The organism is Flagellimonas marina, assembly GCF_042651185.1.
Taxonomy (GTDB): Bacteria; Bacteroidota; Bacteroidia; order Flavobacteriales; family Flavobacteriaceae; genus Flagellimonas; species Flagellimonas marina.
Genome location: NZ_JBHSCL010000007.1, coordinates 253686 through 265483 on the forward strand (window position 1 = coordinate 253686; position 11798 = coordinate 265483).

Here is an 11798-nt window from a genome sequence, read left to right on the forward strand (position 1 = left end):
TTTTTTAGTTGGATATGGTTACAATGTTTCCGCTTTGTGTGGCGCGATAAAAAAGAAGGTCGTAGTATCTCTTCCCATCATCGGGACGGTCCAATTGCTGTCCTGTGAAAAGGCTATACGTAAAACCTTCGCAATCGCAAACCACATTTTGTCCATCAATGCTCATGGTAGAGCAATTGTTGGGGGTATGGTTGGGACAACTGGCTTCGAAGGCATAATAGCTGTCCAAACTGGATTTTATAACAAAAGCGCCCCGAGTGCCCACTCCATTGTTGCCTACATATACAGGATTGCCTATGGTGTTCAGTCCACTGTAGAGTGGAAGGTTTAAGTTCAGCTCAAACCTGAAACTCACTTCTTGGAGATAGGGATTTCTGTTGGTACTATCTGAACTACAGGAGATTAGAAGGATAAGTAGGACGCCGCCCCAAAACTGCTTCATAGTATGGATTTCAATTCATCGCTCTACAAAGTTGAACAAAAATTGCCTATATTTGCGTTAAATCCTCGCAAAAAACCATGCAGGTCATGGTAATCGTTGAGGATTTTTTGTATTTGTAGAGAACAAGACCATTGGGGAAATTTTTTGATTTTCTTCGATGTTCTTTTGCATAAAAATATGACGATATGAGCAAAGTATCTTATTACACTGCGGAGGGATTAAAAAAATTAAGGGATGAACTGAACCATCTTAAAGATGTGGAGCGTCCCAAAGCTTCTCAGGCCATTGCCGAGGCACGGGACAAAGGAGATTTGTCCGAAAATGCAGAATATGATGCTGCCAAAGAGGCACAGGGCCTGTTGGAAATGAAGATTTCCAAAATGGAGGAGACCCTTTCCAATGCCAGGTTAATAGACGAATCCCAATTGGATACTTCAAAAATATTGGTGCTGTCTACCGTCAAGCTAAAGAATCAGGGTAATGGCATGGAAATGAAATATACCCTGGTGGCTGAAAGTGAGGCAGACCTAAAATCAGGTAAAATTTCTGTGACCTCTCCTATCGGAAAAGGACTGTTGGGGAAATCTGTAGGAGATGTTGCTGAAATCAAAGTGCCCAATGGAACGTTAAAGTTGGAGATTTTGGAGATTAGCCGTAACTAAAAGTTTATAGAATCCCTATATTTAATCCTGTCCACGACAGGATTTTTTATTTAAAACCAAACCAACATGCCCAGTATTTTCACCAAGATCATCAATGGAGATATCCCTTGCTATAAAATTGCAGAGGACGACGACAATTTTGCTTTTTTGGACATTAACCCCAACGCCGAAGGCCATACGCTATGCGTACCTAAAAAGGAAGTGGACAAGATTTTGGACTTGGATGAAGAAGCGTACATGAAACTCATGGCTTTTTCAAGAAAGGTGGGTAAGGCTATAGAGGCAGCAATTGATTGTAAACGAGTGGGAATGACGGTAATTGGTTTGGAAGTGCCCCATGTGCACGTGCATCTAATTCCATTGCACAGCATGAAAAACGCAACATTTCAACATAAAGAAAGTTTGGAGGCCCAAGAATTTGAAGCCATAGCCCATAAAATAAAGGAGCAGCTTAAATAAGGCCTTCCAAATAAAAGTAAATGCCAGCTGCCACTAGGCACAAAATTAAAATAAGAAGGATAAAAAAGAGCATGGTAAACCGGACTGAAGGTCGGTCTGGGCGTACCAATTTGTTATAATAGTCAAAGACACGTTCAATATCTGGCGTCCAATTTACGGGGTAAATGATGGAATGGCATTTCTTGCACTTAATCTCATGGGTAACCTCACCGGTGGTCCGGTGATACAATGGATTTAAAGTATGTTTTTGGTAAAAGGTAAGCTTCAATTCTTGGTTATAACACTCGGGGCAGTTATTGGTAATGTCGGCATCCTTAATTACAATTCTTTTTTCCTTTGACATGGTGCACTGTTCATTTTACTCTTAGTGTAATTTGCATGATTGTTCCTTCTTTACTCGACGAAAGTACTTTAATTTTTCCTTTGTGGTACTCTTCCACGATTCTTTTTACCAACGAAAGACCCAATCCCCATCCTCTTTTTTTGGAAGTTACTCCCGGACTGAAGATGTTCTGAAAATCACTTTTTGGGATACCGTGCCCCGTATCCGATACCAATATATTAACATTTTGGCCTTTTTTATCAATTTGTATGGCAATATTTCCCTTTCCCTTCATGGCATCGATGCCATTTTTCACCAGATTTTCTATGCTCCAATTGTACAACGGCGGATTCAATAGCACGTAAAGTTCATCCACATTGGAGCTAAAGGAAAAGTGTATCAACTTAGAGCTACGTTTCTTTAGATACTCGTACGCTTTTTTCGTCTCCTCCACAATGTCATGCACCTCCAAGTCTGGTATGGATCCTATTTTGGAAAACCGTTCTGTAATGGTCTGTAACCGGTCTATGTCTTTGGCAATCTCCAGCGTAATATCTGGATTGATACTTTCTGACTTCAATAACTCGTTCCATCCCAAAAGCGATGTCAATGGTGTGCCGATTTGGTGTGCCGTTTCCTTTGCCATACCGGCCCAAAGCTTGTTCTGTTCCGAGGCTTTATTGGTTCGGAAGAAGAAGAAAATGACCGCTCCGAATAAAAATATGATTAAAAGAAGGGCAAGGGGATAGTATTTTAATTTGTTCAATACTTCAGAATTTCCGTAGTATAGCGTTTCTAAAAGTTCCCCATCCTGAATGATCTCAATGGGTTCGTTTTCATTGCGAAACTGTTGTATTTTTTTGCTGATATAACTGCTATCGGAAATTCGTTCTTGCGGGATGTTATGGGTTTTATAGGAACCTTCCTCATTCATCAAAATCATGGGTGTGGATGTATTGTTGCCCATTACCTTCAAGGTAAGGTTTCCCAGTTCTTGATCTACAGAAGATTGAATAAGTTCCGATTGGGCCGTGGCCCATATCTCCATTTTTAGACGCTCCTCCTCCTTGAACTTCTTAAAAAAGCTGTTGGTGTTCCACAAAATCAAGCTAACAATAATGAATGCCGAAATCAGCAAAGTGATATTGGAAGCTTTTCGTTTGGGATTGAAGTTCATTTTTGGCAGAATTGTGATTAAAGATAGCGGAAAATGGAAAATATGTTGATACTTCGTGATAAACTTGGGTTTCCATTGGAGATCATTTTGTGTACATTTGAAATTCATTGAAAATTAGCATACATGGAAGTTCAGGGAAGAATTAAAATGATAGATGAGACCAAGACATATGGGAACAATGGTTTCCGTAAAAGAGAGGTGGTCGTTACTACGGAAGAACAATATCCACAGCATATTTTGGTGGAGTTTGTGCAGGATAAATGCGATTTGCTGAACAACTATAGTGTAGGACAAATGGTGAAAATCAGTATCAATCTTAGAGGAAGGGAATGGGTAAATCCACAAGGAGAAACAAAATATTTCAATTCCATACAAGGTTGGCGTATTGAAAACCTTCAGACAGAATCCGGTTCTGGTGATATGCCTCCGGTTCCACCTATGGAAGCCTTTGAGCCCGCTGATGACCTCAATGAGGAAGACCACGACGACCTTCCTTTCTAAATTAGAGCATTGGACCTTACCAAGGTCATAGAGCACATTTTTAGGAGGTATTTGCCCTCCCCGTTCACTATTGCGGTATTGCTCACCGCGCTCACGCTACTTTTAGCCTTGATTTTTACGGAGAATACTTCCGACGGAAATCATTTCACGGCCCTACTTTCCTATTGGGAGGCAGGTATTTGGAACAATGGGCTTTTGGTATTTGCCTATCAGATGATGCTCATTTTGGTGTTGGGCCATGTTTTGGTGCTGAGCAAACCCATGGAACGGTTGATTTTAAAAATCACGGGCTTAGTCAAAAATACGTCGAATGCCGTGATATTGGTGGTATTGCCCACACTGTTGGTTTCCTTCTTCAATTGGGGGCTTGGACTTATATTTGGAGCAATTTTGGCCCGAAAAGTGGGAGAATATGCCCAAAACAACAACATTTCCATCAACTATCCACTCATAGGGGCCTGTGGTTATTCTGGGTTGATGGTCTGGCACGGTGGAATCAGTGGGTCTGCCCCCATAAAAGTGGCAGAGGCAGGACACCTGAAGGAGTTGATGGGAAACTATGCAAGCGGCGATGTGTTGGCCCAATTACCCGATTCCATTTCCACGGCACTCACTGTTTTCAGCTATTGGAATTTGACGCTATTTGCATTGGTAGCCTTGTCCATTACCGGATTGACCTATTATTTGAGCAAAAGGACAAGTACCACATCCACGGATTTGAAGGGTTATCAATTTAAATCAATGGAAAAGAAGCATTTACAAGGTGCGGAAAAATTGGAGTATTCCCCATGGGTCTCCACCCTATTTGGAATTTTGATTTTACTTGCCTTCTTGATTCAATATGTGCCAGCGCTCAAAACATTGAATATCACACCAAACATGCTCAATTTCTTTATGTTGGGATTGGCAATCATACTTCATGGTAGTTTTAAGAGTTTTCTAATGGCGGTTGAGGAGGCCATTGGGGATACAGCGGGCATACTGATACAATTTCCCTTGTATTTTGGCATTATGGGCATCATGTCTGGCAGCGGAATGATTCAAAGCATTTCTGACTTTTTTGTATCCATAAGCACAACAACGACCTTGCCGCTTTTTACTTTTTTAAGTGGTGGGCTCGTCAATGTTTTTGTCCCGAGTGGTGGCGGGCAATGGGCCATTCAAGGGCCATTGGTACTACAATCTGCTCTGCAGTTGGGTGTTCCACTGCCGAAAGCTATAATGGCTTTGGCCTATGGCGATCAAGTAACCAATATGCTTCAACCTTTTTGGGCGCTACCTTTATTGGGCATTACCAAATTACAGGCCAAAGAAATTTTGCCATACACAGTTCTTTTTATGGTTGTTGGCAGTTTGATTTATATGGCTGGGCTGCTTGTTTTTTAGTCCTGTTCGGTTTCCGTATTTTAGTAAAAATTGCGTTTTGGAAAATAACCAAAATTACTTTCCCCTTCACTTTTTGGGGGACCGTTTGGAATTCCCGCCAGTGGAGACAGCCAATGCAGACGGCCTTTTGGCAGTAGGCGGCGATTTGTCTCCAGAACGATTGCTGCTGGCCTATAAAAGTGGCATTTTTCCTTGGTTCAATGATGACGCCTTGATATTATGGTGGAGTCCGGACCCACGCATGGTCCTTTTTCCAAAAAAGGTTAAAGTGTCCAAAAGCATGCGCAAGGTTATGCGTGATGGGGCTTTCAAAATAACCCAAAACACTTGCTTTAATGAGGTCATACAGCAGTGTGCTTTGGTGGAGCGCAAGGGGCAGGATGGCACGTGGATTACATCAAAAATGAAAAATGCCTATGCCGAACTTCATAAAAAAGGATTTGCCCGTTCGTATGAAGTATGGAAGGGCAACAACTTGGTAGGCGGCTTATATGGTGTGGATTTGGGCCATGTGTTTTGTGGGGAAAGTATGTTTAGCCTTGAACCCAATGCTTCCAAATTTGCATTTATTAAAATGGCTCATGAATTGGATGCAAAAGGGTATCACTTTATTGATTGCCAAGTGCATACCGATCATTTGGAACGTATGGGTGCAGAATTGATCTCGCGCGAGAAATTTATGGATTTATTACAGGGAAATCTGGGCACTGGTAAGTAAGAAAACCACATTTTGTGGCACTCCCGATGAAAAGTCTTCCAACCTATATTCTAAGCCTGTTTGAAGCTTTAACCCTCCTTGAAGCTGCCACCCAATTTGCCCGGTCAAGCGAACATCATATTCTGGAGAAGCCATTTTGGAAACACTTAGCAAATTTTCCAAATTTCCCACAAAATAGGCTTCACCCATATTCAAGGTTTCTCCTTTTAATGCAAAATCCATGGTAAACCGATACCGAAATCGATGAATTGTTGGGGATTTTGTGATACGCTGTTCCGCTCTAAACCGATGCCCAAACCGGATAGTCATTGGTTTTTTCGTAAAGTTGTATTGTTGCGTAAACCGTAGCTCATCCCCTCTTCCCTCAAAAGCATTCCTAAACCGATATTGGACACCCAACGCAATACTTTGGTTGTCTTGTATTTTAAGGTTAGAAAAGTGTGCAACGTCCAATTGCCGAACACTTAATTGAACCTCACTGTCATTTAGCACATAATTTCGGTTGGTCACAGAAAAATTATGTGAGTACAGTGGGGCCACATCATAATTGATGGCGACTTGAGGCTGCCAATACCCCGTAAGGTTATCTTGCGCATTCATCATCGTGTGGATACACAGAAAAACAAGTAGAAAAGAAACCCATTTAGTATAGGACATGGTCGTAGCTTGGCGGGAATGATTTACGGATGTTCAACAGACTGCCTTCAGCATTGAACAATGCTTCATACGACTGAAACTTTTTCTCTTTCTTTGATGAAAAAATAATTTCATAATTGATATGGGGCAACATTAAGTTCTGGAAGGCTTCGCGTAGTGTCTTTTTTGAGCCTCCCATTCGTGGATGCTGTTGCTGTATTTTCTTGATGCGCAACTTTGGGTATTGCGAGTTGAGGTAGTTTTTGATCCTGTTCCAAGTATCCTCTGGAATGTCGTTTTCATTTATAATGAACTCAACATCTTCCAAATCACCCTCTTGGTTGAACTCCACGCTATAATGTAATCGCCCTTTTTTGAACTTTGCCTCAAAACTTTTCTTGGTACTGTCCGTTTCTTGGTAGAATCTAATGCGCTTGGCGTCCTCTAAATAACTTTCTATGAGCGCAAACGCATTCTCAGGGAAGGCATCCTTTTTTATTCTGGATTCCTTCTCGTACTTGTTTTGTGCGAATCCTATCTGGATAAAACACAAAAAACCTATAAAAATGAAATTAAACTTCATCATATCTAAAGCAATGAATTTCATGATCATTCACCATGCCCGTGGCTTGCATGTGGGCATAGATCACGGTACTACCTACAAATTTAAAGCCACGTTTCTTTAGATCCTTGCTGATGACGTCCGAGATTTCGGTAGTGGCAGGGGCCTGTTTGTAATTTTCCCATGTGTTTTTAACGGGGGTTCCGTTCACAAAACCCCAAATATACTTACTGAAACTTCCAAACTCCCTTTGGATGTTCATGAAAGCTTTGGCATTGGAGACCGTGGCATTTACCTTTAGTTTATTTCGGATGATTCCAGGGTTTTGCAAAAGCTCATCAATTTTATCCTGATTGTATCCGGCAATTTTTTTATAATCAAAGTGATCAAATGCTTCCCTGAAGTTTTCCCGCTTTCGCAGAACTGTAATCCAACTTAACCCTGCTTGGAAGGTCTCCAGGATCAAAAACTCAAAAAGAGTGTCATCATCTTTAACCGGAACTCCCCATTCTTGATCATGATATGCTTCATAAAGCGGGTCGCCCACGCACCAACCACAACGATGTTTATCCATGGTGAAAATTTTAGCTAAAGTTAGGGGAAGTTCCGAAGAACAGAAAAGTATCCATCAAAATCCGTTCAATGAAAAGGTGTAAGGTTTCCTTGTGCAATACAACAAATGACAAAAGTCAGCGGATAGGCTGTTTTTGAAGGATAAATTTGCAGAAAGAAGTTTATGGAACTATTGGATAAACGCAAACAACAGAGTAAGCCCACATTGGTGCAACAAGGCATTTCTATTGGAATGGATTATGAAAAGTATAGGGATTTGGTGCATCATTTGGCGGAAACTGAACAGACAACGGGTCATGTACAAACCGAAGCCAACGTTCACTATACCCAACTCAATGATCGCCGAATGAAACGATGGCACAAAACCTTTGCAATTCCTGATGAGGTTCAGCAAAGGATAATCAAAATAAAATCTAGACTTACTTTCTTAACCATCACCGAAAGTTGGTGTGGGGATGCAGCCCATAGCATGCCGGTTTTTAGCAAGATTGCCGAACTCAATCCAAATATAGATCACAAAGTTGTTCTCCGAGACGAAGTTCCTGACATTATGGATGCTTTCTTGACCAACGAAGCCCGATCTATTCCCAAGGTGATTCTTTGGGACGGGGAAAGCAAGGAAATTGTAGGTGACTGGGGACCAAGACCTCTTGCTGCAACTGAAATGGTGGAAGCCTACAAAAAAGAACATGGAAAGCTTACCCCTGAGTTCAAACAGGACCTTCAGGTGTGGTACAATAAAGACAAAGGGAGAGGTATCTTAAGGGAGGTTTTAAATCTACTTCCCTTGAAATAGGTAGGTAATTGTTCCAATTTGCGCAGCCTTTGAATCTGGGCTGAACCGTGCTTTTAAAGCATAGGTAATAGCATTATCTACCAAACAACCGTTGCTAGTTCCGGAGCTTTTATCATTGAAAGTAGCTTCGGTTACATAACCATTGTTGTCTACACTAATGTTAATGACCACTTTACCGCCCTCAATACAAGTGTAGATAGGAGGTGGTAGGTGGTATGCATTCCGCTCTACCAATGAAAACGAAATGGAGGTGCGTCTATCTTTTAAATAATTGGTGAATTCTTCCTTTTGCGCATCACGTTCACCCAATTTTTGCTTTTTCTCGTCGCGTTGGGCAGCTAATTTTTTTAACTGTTCCTCAAAACCGGAATTATCAGCATATTCGCCGGTTTCACTGTTTAATGCCCTTTCTTCCAAGAGTTCCTCCAAAGTTTTTAAAGGTTCGGGGTTTCCAACGGATGGTTTGGCAGTTTCGTTAAAGGCCATGTGACTTTTGATTGGGTCGTTGGCCGCTTTCATTTCTTCCAAGCGCTCCTCTTCTTGTTCCAATAACTTCTCAATATCCTCATCGGCCAGACTCATTTCAATCACATATTCCTCTTCCTGCATGCCTCCCAAGTGAATGTTGAACAGCAACAATATCACAATGGACATAGAGAGGAACGTGATCAATAATGATAACTGGCTTCTATTGAGATTAAAGTTCATGGTTTTACTATAACCGCTTTTTTTCAAAAATATTTTACCCCAACGCTTATATGTAACCTACTCTTCAGGTGGTTTTTAGGCATATAATCACAGGTTTTCTTTGAAAACCATGGGGCTTGTAGCATTATTTACGTTGAAATCCCCTATTTTGGTTCTTCTCAGGGCCGATAAATAGGCTCCCGATTCCAAAGCTTTACCAAAATCGTGCGCCAAAGAGCGAATGTAAGTGCCCTTGCTGCAAACCACCCGAAAATCTACCTCTGGTAGTGCAATGCGAGTGATTTCAAACTCCAATATCTCGATTTTCCGGGATTTTATTTCGACTTTTTTGCCTTCCCTTGCAAGTTCATACAATCGCTTACCATCTTTTTTTAACGCAGAAAAAATGGGAGGAATTTGGTCGATTTCCCCTAAAAATTGATGGGTCGCTTCTTTAATAGCCACATCGGAAAGATGTTCTGTGGGATAGGTCCGGTCCACTTCAGTTTCCATATCGTAAGATGGTGTGGTGGCACCCATGGTAAAAGTTCCTGTATATTCTTTGACCTGACCTTGAAGCTCTGGAATTTTCTTGGTGAATTTTCCGGTGCAGATGATTAAAAGGCCGGTGGCCAATGGGTCTAGGGTGCCTGCATGGCCAATTTTTATCTTTTTAAGGTCAAATTTTTTACGGATGGCCCATTTTAGGGCATTAACCGCTTGAAAGGAACTCCATTCCAACGGTTTATCGATTAATAAAATCTGACCATTCAAGAAATCTTCTTTGGTTTTCAAAAGCTTTGGGGTTTGAAACAAAAATAGGGATCTATCCCCAAATACTCCAAGCCAGGGCAATCAACCCCACAACAAGGCAATAGATGGCAAAATAGGTGAGTTTACTTTGGCGTACCAGTTTAATCATCCAGGTGCACGCAGCAAGTCCTGCAATAAAGGCTGCAATGAATCCAGCGCCCATGGCCACTGCTTGGTCACCATGAAAATTGATGTCGCCACTCATTAAGTCTTTGGTAACCTTTCCCAAAATAAGGGGAACGACCATCAAAAAGGAAAATCGGGCGGATTTACTCTTATCCACTCCCAAAAGAACGGCAGCGGAAATGGTAGCGCCACTTCGTGAAATCCCTGGTAATATGGCTACGGCTTGCGCCATTCCAATCACAAAAGCACTTCGGAACGATACGCCTTTTTCGGTAGTTTTGGCCAAATCTGCCAAGTACAATAAGAAGGCCGTAATAATGAGCATAATACCCACAATCACAATGGCTCCGTCAAAAAAAACTTCAATAAAATCATTCAAAAAGATGCCCACAAGCGCAGCGGGAATCATGGAAATAATGATTTTTAAGGAAAATTGGGTCTCTTCATTCCATTTAAACTGAAAAAGTCCCTTAAAAATCTCTAAAATGTCTTTGCGAAATACCACAATGGTACTCAAAGCTGTGGCAAAGTGAAGAATTACCGTAAATAACAAGCTCTCTTCGGGAACGGCGTGTGCACCCAATATAGCTTTTCCCAATTCTAGATGTCCACTGGAAGATACGGGTAAAAACTCCGTCAATCCTTGAATTATACCAAGAATTATGGCGTCAATAAGTTCCAAATCAGTCTTTCTTTTTGTTAGGGTTCAACAAAATGGCATACACTTGAATGCCAAGACCTATCAGCACTAAAGTGGGTGCCAAACGAATTCTTCTAAAGTTGTAGATATCCGGATTGAACACCTCGGGGTCGTCGCTGCCACCACCACTCATCAAAATAAAACCTAAAGCAATGAAAATGATGCCGATAAAAAGAAAGAGATAGTTCTTCTTTTGGAAAACAAATTCCTTGGTGGGCTTTTGAACGTTTTTGTTTTTCTTGTTCATGGCTCAAATTTAGTGAAAAGTTTTCCAGAATTGACCGTGTAGATACTTTATGACGTCTGTAGTCTTTTGTCCATCAGCGAAGCGGTCTTATATCTTTTGTCTAATAGTATAGATCATCCGTTCTCAAATTCAAAAAACGTTGGGTGGCAAAATGGGTGCTGGCCCATGAAATGAGTACGCCAAGTCCAAAAACACCCACAAACAAAAAGATGAGCACCATATAATCTTGGAGCAGATTCAACTCAGGGAAATTTTTGTTGATATAATAAACAAGAATGCCCAATGAAATTAAGGCCACGGCCGCTCCCACCATGCCCAATTTTATGTTTTGCCAAATAAAAGGTCTTCGTATGAAGGTCTTTGTGGCTCCTACCATCTGCATGGTCTTAATGATAAATCGTTTGGAATATATGGACAACCGAATGGAACTATTGATGAGCAGAACGGCTATCACGGTGAAAACTGCACTGGCCACCAAAATCCAAAGACTAATTTTTCGGGCATTGTCGTTGAGCAGCGAAATCAACGGTTTGTCGTAGCTCACCTCGTCCACATAGGTTTTGGCGGCCAAATCCTCTGCGATTTCGGCAATTTGTTCGGGAGAGACATAATCAGCTTTTAAATGTACATCAATGGAGTTTTTCAACGGGTTATAGCCCAAGAATTCCACAAAATTCTCCCCAATGTCCTCACTGTATTGCTCTGCGGCATCTTCTTTGGAAATGTAATCCGCCGACTTGGTATACTCGGCCAACGTCAAACTTTTTTGCAATTGGTCAATTTCCACAGGTTTGGCATTATCTTTTAAAAAGACCGAAATGGTAATCTGTTCCTTAAAGTGGTCTGCCAGTTTTTTGGTATTCAGGACCAAAAGACCAAGGGTTCCCAAGAGGAACAGCACCAAAGCGATGCTCAAAACCACGGAAAAATAAGAGGAAATCAGTTTTCTTCGCTGATATCTTTCAATATATTGGCTCATAGAGTGGAATCA

At 41.3% G+C, this 11798-nt stretch carries 17 protein-coding genes; 6 read left to right on the plus strand and 11 right to left on the minus strand.

Features of this window, described 5'->3' with window-relative positions:
* Positions 1-4 precede the first annotated feature (4 nt).
* The gene (locus ACFOWS_RS12360; protein ID WP_366585389.1) at positions 5-442 is read right to left on the minus strand and encodes a hypothetical protein; all 438 of its coding nucleotides are present in this window, start codon (positions 440-442) and stop codon (positions 5-7) included.
* Positions 443-627: 185 nt separating this feature from the next.
* On the opposite strand from ACFOWS_RS12360, the gene greA reads away from it, so the two are divergent.
* Both greA and ACFOWS_RS12370 read left to right on the plus strand, forming a co-directional pair.
* Complete coding sequence (gene greA / locus ACFOWS_RS12365; RefSeq protein WP_366585387.1) at positions 628-1104, plus strand: transcription elongation factor GreA; 477 nt, start codon at positions 628-630, stop codon at positions 1102-1104.
* A gap of 66 nt (positions 1105-1170) precedes the next feature.
* On the plus strand, positions 1171-1563 hold the full coding sequence (locus tag ACFOWS_RS12370) for an HIT family protein (protein ID WP_366585385.1): 393 nt from the start codon (positions 1171-1173) through the stop codon (positions 1561-1563).
* On the opposite strand, the gene ACFOWS_RS12375 is transcribed toward ACFOWS_RS12370, so the two are convergent.
* Together ACFOWS_RS12375 and ACFOWS_RS12380 are read right to left on the minus strand one after the other, a co-directional pair.
* Positions 1556-1906, minus strand: a complete 351-nt coding sequence (locus ACFOWS_RS12375; RefSeq protein WP_366585384.1) for a hypothetical protein — start codon at positions 1904-1906, stop codon at positions 1556-1558. The two genes, ACFOWS_RS12370 and ACFOWS_RS12375, sit on opposite strands and share 8 nt — an antisense overlap.
* Before the next feature lie 10 nt (positions 1907-1916).
* Positions 1917-3062 (minus strand): sensor histidine kinase, encoded by a 1146-nt coding sequence (locus tag ACFOWS_RS12380; protein WP_379764972.1) that lies wholly within the window; start codon positions 3060-3062, stop codon positions 1917-1919.
* 123 nt (positions 3063-3185) lie between these two features.
* On the opposite strand from ACFOWS_RS12380, the gene ACFOWS_RS12385 reads away from it, so the two are divergent.
* From ACFOWS_RS12385 to aat, 3 genes are read left to right on the plus strand one after another with little or no spacing between them, the layout of a single operon-like run.
* Positions 3186-3563 carry a DUF3127 domain-containing protein gene (locus tag ACFOWS_RS12385; protein WP_366585380.1) on the plus strand — a complete coding sequence of 126 codons (378 nt, stop codon included), beginning with the start codon at positions 3186-3188 and terminating at the stop codon, positions 3561-3563.
* A gap of 9 nt (positions 3564-3572) precedes the next feature.
* The gene (locus tag ACFOWS_RS12390; RefSeq protein WP_379764974.1) at positions 3573-4949 is read left to right on the plus strand and encodes a short-chain fatty acid transporter; all 1377 of its coding nucleotides are present in this window, start codon (positions 3573-3575) and stop codon (positions 4947-4949) included.
* A 37-nt stretch (positions 4950-4986) separates the two neighbouring features.
* Positions 4987-5667 (plus strand): leucyl/phenylalanyl-tRNA--protein transferase, encoded by a 681-nt coding sequence (gene aat, locus ACFOWS_RS12395; RefSeq protein WP_379764976.1) that lies wholly within the window; start codon positions 4987-4989, stop codon positions 5665-5667.
* Here aat and ACFOWS_RS12400 read toward each other — a convergent pair.
* Genes ACFOWS_RS12400 through ACFOWS_RS12410 form a run of 3 tightly spaced genes read right to left on the minus strand, consistent with a single transcriptional unit; the run spans position 5638 to position 7439 of the window.
* Positions 5638-6324 carry a DUF2490 domain-containing protein gene (locus tag ACFOWS_RS12400; RefSeq protein ID WP_379764978.1) on the minus strand — a complete coding sequence of 229 codons (687 nt, stop codon included), beginning with the start codon at positions 6322-6324 and terminating at the stop codon, positions 5638-5640. The two genes, aat and ACFOWS_RS12400, sit on opposite strands and share 30 nt — an antisense overlap.
* Positions 6311-6889 (minus strand): hypothetical protein, encoded by a 579-nt coding sequence (locus ACFOWS_RS12405; protein WP_379764980.1) that lies wholly within the window; start codon positions 6887-6889, stop codon positions 6311-6313. Before ACFOWS_RS12405 ends, ACFOWS_RS12400 begins: the two co-directional genes overlap by 14 nt.
* Positions 6876-7439 (minus strand): DNA-3-methyladenine glycosylase I, encoded by a 564-nt coding sequence (locus ACFOWS_RS12410; RefSeq protein WP_379764982.1) that lies wholly within the window; start codon positions 7437-7439, stop codon positions 6876-6878. Before ACFOWS_RS12410 ends, ACFOWS_RS12405 begins: the two co-directional genes overlap by 14 nt.
* 162 nt (positions 7440-7601) lie before the next feature.
* On the opposite strand from ACFOWS_RS12410, the gene ACFOWS_RS12415 reads away from it, so the two are divergent.
* On the plus strand, positions 7602-8234 hold the full coding sequence (locus ACFOWS_RS12415; RefSeq protein ID WP_379764984.1) for a thioredoxin family protein: 633 nt from the start codon (positions 7602-7604) through the stop codon (positions 8232-8234).
* Here the strand turns inward: ACFOWS_RS12415 and ACFOWS_RS12420 are convergent.
* The 5 genes from ACFOWS_RS12420 to ACFOWS_RS12440 all read right to left on the minus strand — a co-directional run bounded on the left by ACFOWS_RS12420 (position 8217) and on the right by ACFOWS_RS12440 (position 11786).
* Complete coding sequence (locus ACFOWS_RS12420; RefSeq protein ID WP_379764986.1) at positions 8217-8942, minus strand: hypothetical protein; 726 nt, start codon at positions 8940-8942, stop codon at positions 8217-8219. The genes ACFOWS_RS12415 and ACFOWS_RS12420 overlap by 18 nt on opposite strands.
* Positions 8943-9029: 87 nt before the next feature.
* Positions 9030-9716 carry a tRNA pseudouridine(55) synthase TruB gene (gene truB, locus ACFOWS_RS12425; RefSeq protein WP_379764988.1) on the minus strand — a complete coding sequence of 229 codons (687 nt, stop codon included), beginning with the start codon at positions 9714-9716 and terminating at the stop codon, positions 9030-9032.
* Positions 9717-9747: 31 nt separating this feature from the next.
* Entirely contained in the window at positions 9748-10542 is a 795-nt protein-coding gene (locus tag ACFOWS_RS12430; RefSeq protein WP_379764990.1) for an undecaprenyl-diphosphate phosphatase, read from the minus strand.
* A gap of 1 nt (position 10543) precedes the next feature.
* Complete coding sequence (locus ACFOWS_RS12435) at positions 10544-10807, minus strand: DUF3098 domain-containing protein (RefSeq protein ID WP_366585360.1); 264 nt, start codon at positions 10805-10807, stop codon at positions 10544-10546.
* Between the two features lie 100 nt (positions 10808-10907).
* Entirely contained in the window at positions 10908-11786 is an 879-nt protein-coding gene (locus ACFOWS_RS12440; RefSeq protein WP_379764992.1) for a cell division protein FtsX, read from the minus strand.
* Between the last annotated feature and the right edge of the window lie 12 nt (positions 11787-11798).

Excerpts from the sequence above, each read along its gene's own strand:
- ACFOWS_RS12440 (WP_379764992.1), bottom strand. The coding sequence starts at position 11,786 with ATGAGCCAATATATTGAAAGATATCAGCGAAGAAAACTGATTTCCTCT.
- ACFOWS_RS12410 (WP_379764982.1), bottom strand. The coding sequence starts at position 7,439 with ATGGATAAACATCGTTGTGGTTGGTGCGTGGGCGACCCGCTTTATGAA.
- ACFOWS_RS12405 (WP_379764980.1), bottom strand. The coding sequence starts at position 6,889 with ATGATGAAGTTTAATTTCATTTTTATAGGTTTTTTGTGTTTTATCCAG.
- ACFOWS_RS12420 (WP_379764986.1), bottom strand. The coding sequence starts at position 8,942 with ATGAACTTTAATCTCAATAGAAGCCAGTTATCATTATTGATCACGTTC.
- ACFOWS_RS12400 (WP_379764978.1), bottom strand. The coding sequence starts at position 6,324 with ATGTCCTATACTAAATGGGTTTCTTTTCTACTTGTTTTTCTGTGTATC.
- ACFOWS_RS12415 (WP_379764984.1), top strand. The coding sequence starts at position 7,602 with ATGGAACTATTGGATAAACGCAAACAACAGAGTAAGCCCACATTGGTG.
- ACFOWS_RS12370 (WP_366585385.1), top strand. The coding sequence starts at position 1,171 with ATGCCCAGTATTTTCACCAAGATCATCAATGGAGATATCCCTTGCTAT.
- ACFOWS_RS12380 (WP_379764972.1), bottom strand. The coding sequence starts at position 3,062 with ATGAACTTCAATCCCAAACGAAAAGCTTCCAATATCACTTTGCTGATT.
- greA (WP_366585387.1), top strand. The coding sequence starts at position 628 with ATGAGCAAAGTATCTTATTACACTGCGGAGGGATTAAAAAAATTAAGG.
- ACFOWS_RS12360 (WP_366585389.1), bottom strand. The coding sequence starts at position 442 with ATGAAGCAGTTTTGGGGCGGCGTCCTACTTATCCTTCTAATCTCCTGT.
- ACFOWS_RS12435 (WP_366585360.1), bottom strand. The coding sequence starts at position 10,807 with ATGAACAAGAAAAACAAAAACGTTCAAAAGCCCACCAAGGAATTTGTT.
- ACFOWS_RS12375 (WP_366585384.1), bottom strand. The coding sequence starts at position 1,906 with ATGTCAAAGGAAAAAAGAATTGTAATTAAGGATGCCGACATTACCAAT.
- ACFOWS_RS12385 (WP_366585380.1), top strand. The coding sequence starts at position 3,186 with ATGGAAGTTCAGGGAAGAATTAAAATGATAGATGAGACCAAGACATAT.